Source organism: Arcobacter suis CECT 7833 (assembly GCF_003544815.1).
GTDB lineage: Bacteria > Campylobacterota > Campylobacteria > Campylobacterales > Arcobacteraceae > Aliarcobacter > Aliarcobacter suis.
Genome location: NZ_CP032100.1, coordinates 1,545,560 through 1,559,974 on the forward strand (window position 1 = coordinate 1,545,560; position 14,415 = coordinate 1,559,974).

Annotated in this window: 17 protein-coding genes and 1 tRNA gene; 4 read left to right on the forward strand and 14 right to left on the reverse strand. The window is 28.8% G+C overall.

Annotation, left to right across the window (positions count from 1 at the left end):
* Position 1 precedes the first annotated feature (1 nt).
* From ASUIS_RS07955 to ASUIS_RS07985, 7 genes are all read right to left on the reverse strand, one after another.
* Positions 2-1,483 (reverse strand): hypothetical protein, encoded by a 1,482-nt coding sequence (locus tag ASUIS_RS07955; RefSeq protein ID WP_118886530.1) that lies wholly within the window; start codon positions 1,481-1,483, stop codon positions 2-4.
* A 194-nt stretch (positions 1,484-1,677) separates the two neighbouring features.
* Positions 1,678-1,929, reverse strand: coding sequence for a hypothetical protein (locus tag ASUIS_RS07960; RefSeq protein WP_118886531.1), 252 nt, complete (start codon positions 1,927-1,929; stop codon positions 1,678-1,680).
* Between the two features lie 14 nt (positions 1,930-1,943).
* Positions 1,944-2,273, reverse strand: coding sequence for a hypothetical protein (locus tag ASUIS_RS07965; RefSeq protein WP_118886532.1), 330 nt, complete (start codon positions 2,271-2,273; stop codon positions 1,944-1,946).
* Between the two features lie 11 nt (positions 2,274-2,284).
* A complete protein-coding gene (locus ASUIS_RS07970) occupies positions 2,285-3,298 on the reverse strand; it encodes a type IV secretion system protein (RefSeq protein WP_118886533.1) in 1,014 nt (337 codons plus the stop codon).
* Complete coding sequence (locus ASUIS_RS07975) at positions 3,298-3,588, reverse strand: hypothetical protein (RefSeq protein ID WP_118886534.1); 291 nt, start codon at positions 3,586-3,588, stop codon at positions 3,298-3,300. The genes ASUIS_RS07970 and ASUIS_RS07975 overlap by 1 nt, the downstream gene beginning before the upstream one ends.
* Entirely contained in the window at positions 3,573-4,205 is a 633-nt protein-coding gene (locus tag ASUIS_RS07980) for a phage replisome organizer N-terminal domain-containing protein (protein ID WP_118886535.1), read from the reverse strand. The genes ASUIS_RS07975 and ASUIS_RS07980 overlap by 16 nt, the downstream gene beginning before the upstream one ends.
* 118 nt (positions 4,206-4,323) lie before the next feature.
* Positions 4,324-4,554 (reverse strand): helix-turn-helix transcriptional regulator, encoded by a 231-nt coding sequence (locus ASUIS_RS07985; RefSeq protein ID WP_118886536.1) that lies wholly within the window; start codon positions 4,552-4,554, stop codon positions 4,324-4,326.
* Between the two features lie 130 nt (positions 4,555-4,684).
* On the opposite strand from ASUIS_RS07985, the gene ASUIS_RS07990 reads away from it, so the two are divergent.
* Positions 4,685-5,239, forward strand: coding sequence for a hypothetical protein (locus ASUIS_RS07990; RefSeq protein ID WP_118886537.1), 555 nt, complete (start codon positions 4,685-4,687; stop codon positions 5,237-5,239).
* 74 nt (positions 5,240-5,313) lie between these two features.
* Here ASUIS_RS07990 and ASUIS_RS13520 read toward each other — a convergent pair.
* From ASUIS_RS13520 to ASUIS_RS08020, 7 genes are all read right to left on the reverse strand, one after another.
* Positions 5,314-5,389: transfer RNA gene (locus tag ASUIS_RS13520), tRNA-Glu, on the reverse strand.
* A 62-nt stretch (positions 5,390-5,451) separates the two neighbouring features.
* Positions 5,452-5,895, reverse strand: a complete 444-nt coding sequence (locus ASUIS_RS07995; protein WP_118886538.1) for a Sua5 YciO YrdC YwlC family protein — start codon at positions 5,893-5,895, stop codon at positions 5,452-5,454.
* A gap of 6 nt (positions 5,896-5,901) precedes the next feature.
* A complete protein-coding gene (gene carB, locus ASUIS_RS08000; RefSeq protein ID WP_118886539.1) occupies positions 5,902-9,144 on the reverse strand; it encodes a carbamoyl-phosphate synthase large subunit in 3,243 nt (1,080 codons plus the stop codon).
* A gap of 131 nt (positions 9,145-9,275) precedes the next feature.
* Entirely contained in the window at positions 9,276-9,959 is a 684-nt protein-coding gene (locus ASUIS_RS08005) for a HesA/MoeB/ThiF family protein (protein WP_118886540.1), read from the reverse strand.
* A 104-nt stretch (positions 9,960-10,063) separates the two neighbouring features.
* On the reverse strand, positions 10,064-10,267 hold the full coding sequence (gene xseB, locus ASUIS_RS08010; RefSeq protein ID WP_118886541.1) for an exodeoxyribonuclease VII small subunit: 204 nt from the start codon (positions 10,265-10,267) through the stop codon (positions 10,064-10,066).
* Positions 10,268-11,374, reverse strand: coding sequence for a homoserine O-acetyltransferase MetX (gene metX, locus ASUIS_RS08015; RefSeq protein WP_118886542.1), 1,107 nt, complete (start codon positions 11,372-11,374; stop codon positions 10,268-10,270). It lies immediately after the preceding gene.
* Between the two features lie 80 nt (positions 11,375-11,454).
* Complete coding sequence (locus tag ASUIS_RS08020; RefSeq protein WP_118886543.1) at positions 11,455-11,904, reverse strand: protein tyrosine phosphatase family protein; 450 nt, start codon at positions 11,902-11,904, stop codon at positions 11,455-11,457.
* Between the two features lie 97 nt (positions 11,905-12,001).
* Here ASUIS_RS08020 and ASUIS_RS08025 point away from each other — a divergent pair, with 97 nt between their 5' ends.
* Genes ASUIS_RS08025 through ASUIS_RS08035 form a run of 3 tightly spaced genes read left to right on the forward strand, consistent with a single transcriptional unit; the run spans position 12,002 to position 14,400 of the window.
* A complete protein-coding gene (locus tag ASUIS_RS08025) occupies positions 12,002-13,030 on the forward strand; it encodes a coproporphyrinogen III oxidase (RefSeq protein WP_118886544.1) in 1,029 nt (342 codons plus the stop codon).
* Positions 13,031-13,042: 12 nt separating this feature from the next.
* Positions 13,043-13,306: a hypothetical protein gene (locus ASUIS_RS08030; RefSeq protein ID WP_118886545.1), complete on the forward strand. Its 264-nt coding sequence runs from the start codon at positions 13,043-13,045 to the stop codon at positions 13,304-13,306.
* A 2-nt stretch (positions 13,307-13,308) separates the two neighbouring features.
* The gene (locus ASUIS_RS08035) at positions 13,309-14,400 is read left to right on the forward strand and encodes a YeeE/YedE family protein (RefSeq protein ID WP_118886546.1); all 1,092 of its coding nucleotides are present in this window, start codon (positions 13,309-13,311) and stop codon (positions 14,398-14,400) included.
* Positions 14,401-14,415: the final 15 nt, after the last annotated feature.

A 14,415-nucleotide genomic window follows, 5' to 3' on the forward strand; every position in this document is an offset into this window, starting at 1 on the left:
TTTAATCCCTTTCAAATCCTCTATCTTTTTCAATAGATTTATTCTTATCAAATTTCGCGGGCGAAATTTCTTTAATAAATTCTTTTACAGTTTCAATATCTGATGTATTCAAATACTTCTTTATAAACATTTTAAAGTTATCTAACTGATTACTCTTTTCTTTTAAAATACCTCGTTCTTTAGTCAAAGATTCAATATCTTTAGTTAATTGTTCTTCTTTGATTGAAGCTTTGGTAATAAAATTCTCTACGGCTTCTGTTTTATACACATAAACCTCTTTTGATGTTAATAGTCCGTCTTTAATTTTAATGCGTTCTTTTGGAATTTTATTTCCAATATATAGCTCTTGATTTCGTTCTCTTTCTTTGTAACTATCTAGCTTGCCATTTATATAATCAATTGTTTTTAATTTTTCATTTAATGTTGTTTGTAAATCTTTGAGGTTAAGCTCTTTGAATTGAATCATGTTTTTTAGGTCTTTGTTGATTTGTTCAAGTTGTGCGAAATCTTCCCTTTTAGCTGTTCCATGAGTTTTGAGTTCTTCTCGCAAAACTCTCATTTCATTTTGTAAGTCTTTTTGTTTTGCTAACTCACTTTGATTCGATAACTTTAACTCTCGTTTTGCATCAATAGACCTTTTAAGTTGCCAATGATTCATACGTTTATTTTTAGAAAACTCTGTTCCTCTTTGCATACCTAAACTATCAGCGACAATAGTTTGAAGTTCTCTCATATCATTTCTATCTAAACGAGCAGTTTTACCAGTATCTTTGTTGAAATTACTATATAAAACATGAGCATGATAATTTATCTTTTGTTGAAACTTTGATACATCAGCTTTGTTCTCATACTGTTTGTCAAAGTACCAACTCTTATCAGCTTGATTATAAAATATATTTCTATTTGGTGCATAATCAATTACTTCATTTGTAACATCTTTGTCCAATTTAATATTTTTCCATGATAAATTATAAGCGGTATATTCTAAATCTTTTAAATCATATTTTGTATCAATAAAAACACCCTCGTCACGATGAATGCTCGTTGCAAGTATGTAGTGTCCTGTAAATCTTTTATTTAGGTTTTTAAATGTCTTTTCAATATCTTCAATTGTTGTATTTGGCTTTGTATTTAATACAGCTTCTTTTATTAAATTTTCTTTGGCTTTTGGTTGTATTTTTTGACCGATTTTTTCTTTATAAATTTTCTCGGCTTGTTCTTTAAATTGTTCAATATTTTCATACGATTTATTTTCATTTACTTTTGAATCATGGACTAATAAATAAGTTACCTTACTTTTTCGATTCATGTGTTCAAGTGAATGTTTTGTTCCCGTTTGAGAATGAAAAGAGGACTTATAAAAAGCCCCTTTTTCTATTTTATTAGTTTTGTCGGCTAACTGCCCACTTTTATAAAACCTCATGCTCTGCTCGGGCTTAGGTGTACCTTTGTTACGTTTTAGTTCTTCTTCTAATTCATCCATATCTCCTCCCTTTTTTATTAAATTAATGAAGCCCCCTTGAGGGCAAATTTATTCTTATTTATCCCAAAGGGTGCTAGTATGCAAACTAATACCCTAAAGGTGTATCTCTTTGAAATCAAACCATAAAGGTATTGATTTAGAATCTAAAAGGGAGAAATCAATCTCCCAATTTTTGCTTCACACATTTAATTCTCTCATGCTCTGCTCTGCGTTTGATGTTTTAAATTGTTTTCAATCGTTTCTGTAAGTAGTTCAATTTCATCTTCATCTAAACCTACTGCTTTTCTAGCCAATTCGGCCATGTCAGCTAAAGCGCTACTCAAATATAAGTTTTGATCGAATAATTTTGAATTTTCAGCTTTCAGAATCCTATTTTCTACTTTCAAAATCTCATTTCTTGATATTTCATTTTTTTTAATTAACTCTTCTATTGTATAATTCATCATTCATGTTTTCCTTTTTATATTTCTAAAAGCTTTGCACTTTGAATGTTTAGATAGCCTTTATTTGTTCTTGAGATTAGTAGCTCCACCGCTCTATCAATCAGCTCTAAATTCTTAAAGGTAAGACTTTTATCTCTTGCAGAGTAATCTTCATTAAAGAACACCGAAATTTTAAATTTGATGTCATCTATTCTAAAAAACACAAATAGATTAGAACTCTTACCCCAACATAACAAATCAATTTTTGCAACTAATGGTTTTGATAAATCAAACTCTTTCAGATGATTATTATAAGCGCTTAAAATCGACTTTATTTCATCGTAATTGAATATTCTATTAGCTTTCATGCTCTGCTCTCCTATCTAATTTGCACTTTATTTGCAAGTGTGTCTTTTAGCCCACTTACTATTGCTCCACCTGCATTTTTTGCTGTTTTATTAATCGCTTGTCCAGCAAATTTCAATCCAGTATATTTTGAAAATGAGCTTACCATAGCCCCACCCGCTGACAATGTACCTACACCACTTGTTAAACTACTTCCCTCATTTGAGCTACCTATCAACTGATTAATAATATTAGGTATTTTAAACACTCCAATAATTACTAAACCTTGCGCTAATATTAGAACTAAAATAAATTGGATATTTTGTTCAAAACTTGTATCTATTGCCTTAGCTGTTACCATAGTTAAATCAACTACTTTTATTGATACTAAGCCGAAAAGTATTGTAAACGGAGCATACAGAGAAATAGATATATAAAGCTTTACCCATGAAAAAAATACATACTCTGTTTTTTTCCAAATTAGTGTAGGTAGAATAAGAGGTAATAAAGCTAAAACAATCTCACTTAAAAAGATTGAAAAAACAGTATTTAAGATAATTACCAACATTAATAAAGACCCCGAAAACCAAACGATAATTCCATAAATAAAAGGAGCAATATTTGAAATTCCCCCTTTATCAAAGATACTCTTAGTAATTAATGTTTGAGCGCTATACAATGAATTGATTATATTTTCAACATCAGCTGAATTATTAGCTTTTCTAACTAAACTGTGTATCGCAGTTGTAAAAACATCTCGTGGTAGATTGAAAATATCAATCAAATTCTGGAATACAGAGTGATTCATTAATAACATTTTTACCGTTGAAAAAACAAAAATAGACCATATTGATTTGTATGCAATTTCTTCACTTCCAAATTTTTTAAAGGCTATCATAAATCCAATATAAACTATTGCAAAAGCAAAAGCAATATTGAAAAATCCATTATCAAAAATTATTCTTGAACTTTGATAAATTCCATTATTTATATCTACTGTTACATTCTTGAATATGCCTATTAAAGTTTTAAATATATTTTGTTCCATCAGAATTTTTCCTTTCCATTAGTAGAGTTTTCTTTCTCCTCCAATTCTCTTAATTCTGCTTTTATTTTTTCCATTTCTTCTTTTACATTAAAAGGTGTTATATCACTACTTAGAAGATTTGAAATTTCATCTTCTAGTAATGCTTTACTACTTAATAACTCAATAATGTATGCAGATGAATCTCTGATTAAGCTATCTGCTGTTAAGTATAATTTTATTAGGTTATTACGTTCTAATTCTGTCTCTAAAAGCTTTTTTATAACTTGATTTTTACTTAATTTTTGATACACAGTATTTCCTTTAATAAATAATCTTGGTGATTCTCTGCGTGATTAACAACATCAGATAATGAATGTTTTTTTAGGTAATTAATAGTAATTTGGCTGACATCTAATTTTCCAATATCCACGTTTGCCATTTCATTTGCAGTCAAAGAAGAATACAATGAAAGTTTTTTGATATCCTCTTGTATATCTCCTCTTCTCTTCTCTATCTCTATCTCTTTTCTCTTGTCGGACATTGAGAGGACATTGTCTTTTTTTTGTCTTTCTCTATATTCTCTTTTTTTCTTTGCAAAGTCTGTTTCAATACCAGTGAGTTCTGCCACTAAAGGAATATAAAAAGTTTTTTCATCTTTCTTTTGTAGGATATTAGTTTGAGTTAAAAAACCTAGAGTTACAATTAAATTATCTTCATCTTCATCTAGTATTAATGCTAACTCTTTTTGTAAGTTTTGTTCTATATTTTGGAACTTAATAAGCCCATTATCTTTTAGGCTTAGAAGCATAATTTTCTGGAAAATTATAGTATATGTATCTCCACCAGCCATTTTTCTCAATTTTTTTATTCTCAAATCTGAAAAAAATGTTTCTTTTAATTTCAACCAATAGTATTTCTTTGTTGACATACTTTCCCTTCTTACTTTTCAATAGCAAATAAGGACATACTGACTATAATGCAGTTGTCCAACACATTGGATATAAGTCCACTTTTAGCGTTCGGCAAAACTTTTTAAAAGTGGACGGTTATGCTGTTTTTACAGTATTTGATAACCATTCAATAATGGCATTCTTAGGGTATAAAACTCTTCCTTTTTTTCCACTATCGATTTTTTTAAAAGCAGGACCCAGTCCTATCTTTCTCCAGTTATCTAATGTACTAGAACTTACGCCAATAATTTCCGCAGTTTGTTTTTGATTTAGACAAATACAACCTTTTAGTTCAGGTCTTGCATTGTTTAATTCTTCTAATGTCATTCTTTCTCCTTTATTTAAGATATTCAACATTTTTGTTGAATTATGTTGAATATTTGAATATTGACATTATTAAACTTAATATTATATAAATTGTTGTATTATGTTGAAAAATGTTGAAGAGGGAATTTTTATGGATAATGTAATTGAAATTTTAGAACGATTATTTAATTTTTATAAAGTTACGAATGTTGCTGAGTTGTCACAAAAAATAGAAACATCACAAGCAACAATATCAAGTTGGAAAGTTAGAAACTCAATTAATGCAGTAAAAAAGAAATGTAGAGAATTAAATATCTATGATGAAATATTTACTGATAAAGTTTTAATAAATGAAAATATATTTGAAGATGAGCTCAATACTATTTATGATATTTTAATTGATAATGCAAAATACACATTAAAAGATAAAATAAATAAATTATTTGACAAAAATATTTTAAATAAGATGGATACTTACTTAACAAAAAAAATATTAATTAGAGTTCTAAATAAACTAAAAGAAGAAAATAAAAGATATCCCATTAATATATCAAAAAAATATCTTTTAAAAGAAATATCTGATACTAAAATCAATTTTACTGAACCATTTAAAAGAAAAGAGTTAATTTCAATAATCGAAAAAAATTTTTCTAATCTTGAATGTTATGTTTTAATAAACTATTATGAAGAGCTACTAGAAAAATAAAAGAGGTGGGAAATAAGTGGGAAAGAGTAAATTTTAATAAAACTTAAAAAGCTTATAAAAGCCCTTTAAATCAATGGCGACCCCAGCATGATTCGAACATGCGTGTTCTGGAGGAAATCCAGACGTCCTTGGCCACTAGACGACAGGGTCAAAAAAGAAGAGTGAAATTATATTTTAGTTTGAGTTTGTTCTTGCTTAAAAATGCTAGTTTATTATCTTAATCTCTTTAAAGAAGCTTTTGAAAGTTTTATTATAGATGAGGCTTTTGTTTCAAAAAAACCTTTTTTATTTTCTACTATTACATCAGCACCATTTACTGCAAAATTTTTATCAAAACTTTCAGTTGTTTTATTTGCAGAAGTTGAATATAAAATACTAAATTTATGGATAAAATCATAAAAATCTGAATTTTTATCTACTACTCTAAATGATTTTGTATTTGGATAAATAAAAGTAGTTTTTTTACTATTTCTTACTTTTTTTCTAAACTTTTTGGGAACTCTTGTATGTTCATTTAATGTTTTAAAAGAATCTACTGTATGAAGTATTTTTTTAGAAGTTGGTCTTTGTTTGATGGTTGAAAGTTTCTCATCATTTAAAGATGAGAAACCAACTGTTGTATCTGTTTGAACCAGATAAACTAAAGAAGAATCCATAAACTCTTAATCGTTTAAGAATTCTTGGATTGATTTTGGAGTTGAAACATCATTTGTTTTTAAAACTCTGATTGCTTCAACAGCAGCATTTGCAGCAGCAACTGTTGTAAAATATGGAACATTCATTCTTAAAACAGCTCTTCTAATATCTTTTCCATCATCTTTTGATGACTCTTTTGCTTCACTTGTATTAATTGCCATTGCAATATCACCATTTGTAAGTAAATCTGTGATATTTGGTCTTCCTTCACTAACTTTTAATACTTTTTCGCACTCAACACCAGCTTCATTTATAATATTATAAGTTCCACCAGTTGCCACGATTGTAAAGCCATTTTCAGTTAAACCTTTTGCAATAGTTGGAGCAAACTCTTTATCTAAATCGCATAATGAAATAAATACTTTTCCAGCTTTTGGAAGATCATTTTTTGCTGCACTTTGAGACTTAGCAAATGCCATACCAAAGTTATCTGAAATACCCATAACTTCACCAGTTGATTTCATTTCAGGACTTAAAAGTAAATCTGCACCAGTTAATTTATTAAATGGGAAAACCGCTTCTTTAACAGCTACGTGACCTTTTAATTTTGGTTTTAATACACCATTACCCTCAGTTACAATATCTTTATCATAAACAGATAATGCAGCTCTTAAAGTTTCACCCCACATAACTCTAGTTGCAACTTTCGCAAGTGGCATACCAGTAGCTTTTGATACAAATGGAACTGTTCTTGAAGCTCTTGGATTTACTTCAATTAAATAAATTTCACCTTTGTGAATTGCATATTGAGTATTCATTAAACCAACTACACCAAGACCTAAAGCCATCTCTTTAGTTTTTGTTTCTAATTGTTTAATTAAATCATCACTAATTGAGATTGGAGGTAATGAACAAGCTGAATCCCCTGAGTGAATCCCAGCTTCTTCAATATGTTGCATAATTCCACCAATATAAACTTCTTTTCCATCACAAATACAATCAACATCAAGTTCGATTGCTCTATCTAGGAATTTATCAATTAAAACTGGTGCATCATTTGAAACTGAAACTGCTTCATCCATATATTGTTTTAACTCATCACTTGAGTAAACAATTCTCATTCCTCTTCCACCAAGTACAAATGAAGGTCTTACAAGTACTGGATAACCGATTTTTTCAGCAATTTCAATAGCTTCTGTTACTTCTACAGCTGTTCCATTTTCAGGTTGTAATAATCCAATATTTTCAACAAATGCTGAGAATTTTTTTCTATCTTCTGCTAAATCAATAACTTCTGCTGTAGTTCCTATGATTTTTGCCCCTGCTTTTGTTAAAGCATTTGCAAGTTTTAAAGGAGTTTGTCCACCAAAGTGTACGATTACACCATCTGGATTCTCTTTTTCTACTACACTTCTTACGTGTTCAAAATCAATTGGTTCGAAATATAAAACATCTGAAGTATCATAATCTGTTGATACAGTTTCAGGGTTGCAGTTATACATAATTGTTTTTACACCCATTTCATTTAAAGCAAATGATGCGTGTACACAACAATAGTCAAACTCAATACCTTGACCAATTCTATTTGGTCCACCACCAATAATCATTACTTTTTTCTCTGCTGATTCAGTTTTAGCAACTTTTGGTAATTTTGTAATATTAGTTGTAGAGTATAAATATGGTGTTAAAGCTTTAAATTCAGCTGCACAAGTATCAACTTCGTTGTACTCAAAATCTACATCTAAAGCTTTTCTAGCTTGATATACATCTTCTTCAGTTTTTCCAATTAGATTTGCAATCATTTTATCGCTAAATCCATTTGTTTTGATTTTTCTCATAAATACTTCATCAGTTAAAATTGATTCATTTATAGAAGTTTCTAAGTTAAAAATCTCTCTAAATTTAGTTAAAAACCAAGGGTCAATTTTTGATAATTCAAAAATATCATCATTTGTAAGACCTTGTCTCATACCTTCCATTAGGTATAAAAGTCTTTTATCATTTGGTCTTCTAATCTCTTTTTTAATGAAATCTAAATCACCATCTATTCTATCAAATCCTACAAGTCCAGTTTCAAGTGAACAAAGTGCTTTTTGAATTGATTCATTAAATGTTCTTCCAATAGCCATTACTTCACCAACTGATTTCATAGAAGTTGTTAAAGTTGAATTTGCTTTTGGGAATTTTTCAAATGTAAATCTTGGAACTTTTGTAACTATATAATCAATTACTGGCTCAAACGATGCAGTTGTTCCTGTAATATCATTTTGAATTTCATCAAGTGTAAATCCAACAGCTAGAAGTGTTGCTACTTTTGCAATTGGGTAACCAGTTGCTTTTGAAGCAAGTGCAGATGATCTTGAAACCCTTGGGTTCATTTCAATTACAATCATTCTTCCTGTATTTGGACAAATTGAGAATTGAACATTTGAACCACCAGTATCAACACCTATTTCTCTAAGAATTGCAAAAGAAGCATTTCTCATATCTTGATACTCTTTATCTGTAAGAGTTAGTGCTGGGGCAATAGTTACACTATCTCCTGTATGTACACCCATTGGGTCAAGGTTTTCAATAGAACATACGATGATACAGTTATCATTTTTGTCTCTGATAACTTCCATTTCGTATTCTTTCCAACCAAGCATAGATTCCATAATTTCAATCTCATTAATTGGAGATGCTTCTATTCCTATTTCAGCAAGTTTTTTAAACTCTTCCATATTATAAGCAACACCAGAACCTCCACCTGCAAGGGTGAAAGATGCTCTACTAATCACAGGGAAACCTATCTCTTTTGCCACTCTCATAGCTTCTTCAACGCTATATGCGTTTGCACTTTTTGGTAAATCCATACCAATTTTTATCATAGCTTCATTAAAAAGATGTCTATCTTCACCTTTTTTAATAGCATCAGGATGAGCTCCTAAAAAATGAACTCCCTCTAACATACCTTTATCGTACATTGAAGTTGCAACATTTAGTGCAGTTTGTCCACCCATAGTAGGTAAAATAGCATCAATTTTTTCTTTTTCAATAATCTTAGCAACTACAGCTTCTGTAATTGGTTCGATATAAGTTTTATCAGCAAATTCAGGATCAGTCATAATTGTCGCTGGATTTGAATTTATTAAAACAACTCTATACCCTAGTTCTTTTAGCGTTTTTGTAGCTTGAGTACCTGAGTAATCAAACTCACATGCTTGACCAATTACAATTGGTCCAGAACCGATAAGTAAAATAGATTTTATATCTTCTCTTTTTGGCATAAAAATTCCCCGTATTTATTTTATAAAATTTGGATAGTGTATCTAAAAGGTGCTTAAAATTCGGTTATATGGATGATTCATTTGAGAAAACATGAATAAATAATTTACATCTATTCATGTTATATACAGGCTTATTTTGTAGGAAGATTGAACTTTTTAGTGTTTAAAACACCTTCATTATCAAAAGATAAATAGTATAAAATATCTTTTTTTACACTAAGTCCAGCTAAATATCTAAGTGCTAAATTCGCTTGTAAAGAACCAATATGCATAACAATTGGACAAGCAATTCCATTTGGTTTTCTATCATTTATTTGAAAAACTGCTTCATAAGAGGCTTTTTCAAAAAAACAAACTTGCCCATGAAACTCTTCAACTGAACCATAAATCCAAGGTTGATTATGTTTCATACAATATTCATTTATTGCTGCTCGGGTTGGAAGATTATCAGTTGCATCGATGATTAAATCAAAAGTTAAATCTCTTTTTGCAAACTCATCAAAACTTTCCGTAAATGCATTTACCTTTACATAAGGACATCTTGATTCCATAAGTTCTTTTAAAACTTCTGCTTTGTATTTTCCATCATCACCTACTTTGAAACCTATTTGTCTATGAATATTATGAACCCCAACCGTATCAAAATCCACAAAAGTAAATTCCCCTATTCCACTAGCTCCCAAAGCAATTCCAAGAGTACATCCAAGCCCACCACTTCCAATGATTGCTACTTTTTTATTTTGAAGAGAATCTTGTGTTTCTTGTCCCCAAAGTTTAATTTGTCTATTAAAATATTCGTTAAATTCTTCGTTCATATTTATTCCTTACTATATTACATTAGATTATTATTTTTATATTGTTTTATAATAATAGCAAATTTAGATTAAAAATCTTTGACTAGAATCAAGGGATATATTTTTTATTCTTTATTAGCAGTAGTAAAAATTAGTTTTGCTTCATCAAGAAGTTTTTGAGCATCTTCTAGCTCTTTTACACCTGTTTTATATACTTGTATTGAATCACTTAAAGTAATTTGTGGATTTGATAATTTTTCTAAAAGCTCTTTTGCTTTTATGATTTTTTCTTCAAAATTTATTTGTTCTAACTCTTTTGTATCTTGCATCTATTTGTCCTTTAATATTTCTCTTACATGATTTTCAAACTTTTCAACTTCAACCAAAAATGAATCATGTCCTGATTGGCTTTGCACTAATTTATAAGTAACTTTATTTTCTCGACCTAGTTTTATCATTATATCTCTTATCTCTTCCATCTCTTCAGGAAAAAATAACATATCATCACTAAAAGCTATTAAATGCAGATTTGCTTGGACTTTATCAAAAGAGTCTTCAATTTTATCTTTATTTCTTCCCGCATCAAAAATATTCATTGTTTTACAAGTGTAAAGATATGAAAGTGGGTCAAAAATATTTGGAAAAGCATAAGAGTTATATTCTAAATATTTTTCTACTTCAAATCTTCCAAATAATTCATACAAACCATCTGTCGATGAATACTCTCTTCCAAATTTATTATTAAAAAAATTAGGACTTAAATAACATATTAATCCAGCCATTCTTCCAACTGCAAGTCCTGGAAGTCCTAAAGCCTTTGGATCATCTTTTTTGTAATTTCCCTTATTAAAAATTGGGTCATGTCTAACTGCTTCCATTCCAACTTTATTAAAAGCTATCGCCCAAGGTCTTGTATATGCAGTAGTTGCCAAAGCAATAATATCATCGGCAAATGTTGGATGTTCGATTGCATAACAAAGTGCTTGCATTCCTCCCATACTTCCACCAATTACAGCTTTTGCTTTTGTAATTCCTAATCTTTTATACAACTTCATTTGAGCTTTTACAATATCAGAAATTGCAAGAACTGGAAATTTTAATCTATACTCTTTTTTTGTTGATGGATCTATACTCATAGGATTCGTCGAACCATAAGAAGAGCCAATATTGTTTGAGCAGATAACAAAATATTTTGTAGTATCAATAGCTTTTCCATCACCGATGAATTTATCCCACCAACCAGCTTTTGCCTCATCGGCATATCTTCCAGCTGCATGATGACTTAATGATAAGGGATGACAAATCACAATTACATTTGATTTATCTTCATTTAATTGCCCATAAGTTTCATAAATGATTTCAAAAGACTCCAAAAGTCGTCCACTTTCTAAGTATAAATGTTCATTGAATTTTTCTACTTTTGTCTCTATTCTCAAACTATTTCCAATCTTTTTTTATTAAATTAAGGGCTCTATAATATCTAAACTATCATAAGAATAGGATTTATTAGACTATTTTATGCCTTGTATAAATCCTCTAATTGTACTTTCATAAGTTCTTGCCAAACTAAACTTGGTTGCCATATATCAAAAATAGATAAATCTATTTGCTCAAAAGGTGTATGTAAAATATATTTGTGATAAACATACATAAAAGCACTAACTCTGTAATTTTTTGCACAGTGAATCCAAACTTTATTTGCACCAAGGGCTTGTAAAATATTTAAAAATAGTTTTAAATCTGATATTTTTGGATTTTCAAAATCCACAGGAATATGAATATAACTCATATTTAAAGAACTTACAATTTTATCTTCATTTTCCAGAGCATTTGAAGTTGTGGGTACAGCTAAATTTATAACTACTTCAAAACCTTCATTTGCTATTAACTCTAACTCTTCAATTTTTAGTTGACCTGATGTTGAAATTAGCTCATTTATTTTTACATAATTTAAGATTTTGTTCATTTTTAGCTCCCATTTTTTCTTATTTTATGATTATCTTTCTTATTCGTAAGTTAATTTAATTATAATTTGAAAATCAAAAATTAAAAGGGTTTTATAAATGACTATGTCAAAATCGCAAGATGCTATAAAAGCTTATGAAATAGTAAAAGCTTTGCAAAAAAGATTTGTTGATAAATTAGATGATTTAAGTGCAAAATATGGTGAAAACAAAAAATTCCAAGAAGTTAATTGGTTACGAAACAATGGAGTTTATGGTGGTGGAAATAGATTTGAAGCTAGGGATGAAGTTTTATTTAACACTGCAAGTATAAATGTTTCTCAGGTTCATTATGATGAGGATTTAACAAAAAGTTTGCAAAGTGCAAGTGCAATTTCAACAATCATTCATCCAAAAAATCCAAATGTTCCATCAATTCATATACATATTAGTCTTACAAGTTTTAAAGATGGAAATTCATATTGGCGAATAATGGCTGATTTAAATCCAAGCCTTGAAAATATGGAAGATAAAAAAATATTTGATGAGTCTTTAAAACAAATCTCAAAAGAGAACTATGAAGAAGGAACAAAACAAGGGGAAAAATATTTTTTTATTCCAGCTTTAAATAAACACCGAGGTGTTTCTCACTTTTATTTGGAAAACTATAAAAGTGAAGATAAACAAAAAGATTTTGATTTTGCTTTAGAATTTGGAAAAAAAGTAATAGATACTTATATAAATATTATTTCAAATGCTTTAAAAACAAGACAAACTTTTAGTGTTCAAGATATAAAAAAACAGTTAGATTATCACACTTTATATCTTTTCCAAGTTTTAACCCTTGATAGAGGAACAACTTCAGGACTTTTGATTCATAATGAAAATGATGTTGGAATCATGGGTTCTCTTCCTAAATTTGTAAATAAAAAATTATTAATTTCTTGGATAGAAAATATGGAAGAAGTTCAAAAAACATTGTTAGAAAAAATTATTAGTAGTATTGATGATAATGGAGTAATAAATACTCAAACAAAAGAAAAATTAGCACAAGTTGTGAGAAATCACTATAAAAATAATCCAGATGCACTAAAATATCAAGCAAGTGGAACAGTTATTCCAAATACAGTAAATAATCACATAAAATAAAGGGAAATAGTTATGAATGTTATAGATCAATTAGAAAAGTTATTAAAAACTGAAGTTTTAATTCAAGTAGATGAAGAAATTGCAACAATAAAAAAATTTCTTGCAAAACAAAAAGATAGTGAAGATTTAAAAATTGAACTAGATTATATGCTAGATGTAAAAAAATATTATGATCAAGTAATATCACATATAGAAAAAAAGATTTTAAGTGAAGAAGATGCAGTTAAAATTCTTCAAGATTTAGAAGATATGAGAGAAGATGAGGATGATATTTAGAAATGTTTGATTTAGAAATATATGAAATAGTCAATATTTTAGGTTTATTAATAGGAATTGCTTTTGGAGTAATCGCTCAAAAAAATCAATTTTGTTTTAGTGGTTCAATAAAAGATTATATTCTTACAAAATCCACCAAAAGAGGTGCATCTGTAATTATGGCAATGATTATTGCGATAATTTCTACAACAATTGTGGCAAATTATTTTGAAATAGATTTAACAAAATCAGCTTATTTTAAAAACAACATTAACTATTTTGCAATAATTGCTGGGGGATTGTTGTTTGGAGCAGGAATGATGATAGCTGATGGTTGTAGTAGTAGAAGTTTAGTTAAATATGCCCAAGGTGACTCAAATGCTTTGATTACTTTGATATTTATAGCAATTTTCGCTTATGCAACTACAAAAGGGATTTTATATGGTGTTTTAGACCCATTTATCAATAACTCTTTTTTAATAGAAATTTCATCAAAAATTCAAAATTTTCAAATGAATATTTTTGTTGTTTTAGGTATTTTATTGGCAATATTATTTTATTTAATAAAAAGAGTAAGAAGAGTATTTTCTTTGTTTGATGGAGTTTTAATTGGATTATTGATTAGTGCTGCTTGGTTTGTAACAGGGTTTTTAGGTCAAGAGAGTATGGAAAGAGTTATTGATTTAACTGGAATAAGTTTTGTTTATCCAAGTGCAAAAGCTTTAGAATTGTTCACTTATTATGAAGTAAATGAATTATCTTTTGGAGTAAGTATGGTTTGTGGAGTTTTAGCTGGAACTTTTGCCATGTCGTTTATAAATAAAAAATATAGTTTTGGATGCACTTCTGGTCAGAATATAAATAAAGTAAAATATAATATGATTGGTGGAGCATTAATGGGAACAGGTGGAATAATGGCGATTGGTTGTACGGTTGGACAAGGATTAACTGGTCTTTCAACTCTGGCATTTTCATCGGCTCTTGCGATTATTTCTATTTTTATTTCAGCTGTAATTACAGGAAATATTTTAAATAAATATAATAAATTACCTATGTGTTTTATTTTTGAGTGGGATGATAACGACAAAAATAAACCTATTGATTTCCAAATATAATAAAAAATAGATATA

Coding starts and splice junctions, on each gene's coding strand:
- ASUIS_RS07970 (WP_118886533.1), bottom strand. CDS start 3,298: ATGGAACAAAATATATTTAAAACTTTAATAGGCATATTCAAGAATGTA.
- carB (WP_118886539.1), bottom strand. CDS start 9,144: ATGCCAAAAAGAGAAGATATAAAATCTATTTTACTTATCGGTTCTGGA.
- ASUIS_RS07985 (WP_118886536.1), bottom strand. CDS start 4,554: ATGACATTAGAAGAATTAAACAATGCAAGACCTGAACTAAAAGGTTGT.
- ASUIS_RS07965 (WP_118886532.1), bottom strand. CDS start 2,273: ATGAAAGCTAATAGAATATTCAATTACGATGAAATAAAGTCGATTTTA.
- ASUIS_RS08025 (WP_118886544.1), top strand. CDS start 12,002: ATGACTATGTCAAAATCGCAAGATGCTATAAAAGCTTATGAAATAGTA.
- ASUIS_RS08005 (WP_118886540.1), bottom strand. CDS start 9,959: ATGAACGAAGAATTTAACGAATATTTTAATAGACAAATTAAACTTTGG.
- xseB (WP_118886541.1), bottom strand. CDS start 10,267: ATGCAAGATACAAAAGAGTTAGAACAAATAAATTTTGAAGAAAAAATC.
- ASUIS_RS08035 (WP_118886546.1), top strand. CDS start 13,309: ATGTTTGATTTAGAAATATATGAAATAGTCAATATTTTAGGTTTATTA.
- ASUIS_RS07995 (WP_118886538.1), bottom strand. CDS start 5,895: ATGGATTCTTCTTTAGTTTATCTGGTTCAAACAGATACAACAGTTGGT.
- ASUIS_RS07980 (WP_118886535.1), bottom strand. CDS start 4,205: ATGTCAACAAAGAAATACTATTGGTTGAAATTAAAAGAAACATTTTTT.
- ASUIS_RS07955 (WP_118886530.1), bottom strand. CDS start 1,483: ATGGATGAATTAGAAGAAGAACTAAAACGTAACAAAGGTACACCTAAG.
- ASUIS_RS07960 (WP_118886531.1), bottom strand. CDS start 1,929: ATGATGAATTATACAATAGAAGAGTTAATTAAAAAAAATGAAATATCA.
- ASUIS_RS07990 (WP_118886537.1), top strand. CDS start 4,685: ATGGATAATGTAATTGAAATTTTAGAACGATTATTTAATTTTTATAAA.
- ASUIS_RS08030 (WP_118886545.1), top strand. CDS start 13,043: ATGAATGTTATAGATCAATTAGAAAAGTTATTAAAAACTGAAGTTTTA.
- ASUIS_RS08020 (WP_118886543.1), bottom strand. CDS start 11,904: ATGAACAAAATCTTAAATTATGTAAAAATAAATGAGCTAATTTCAACA.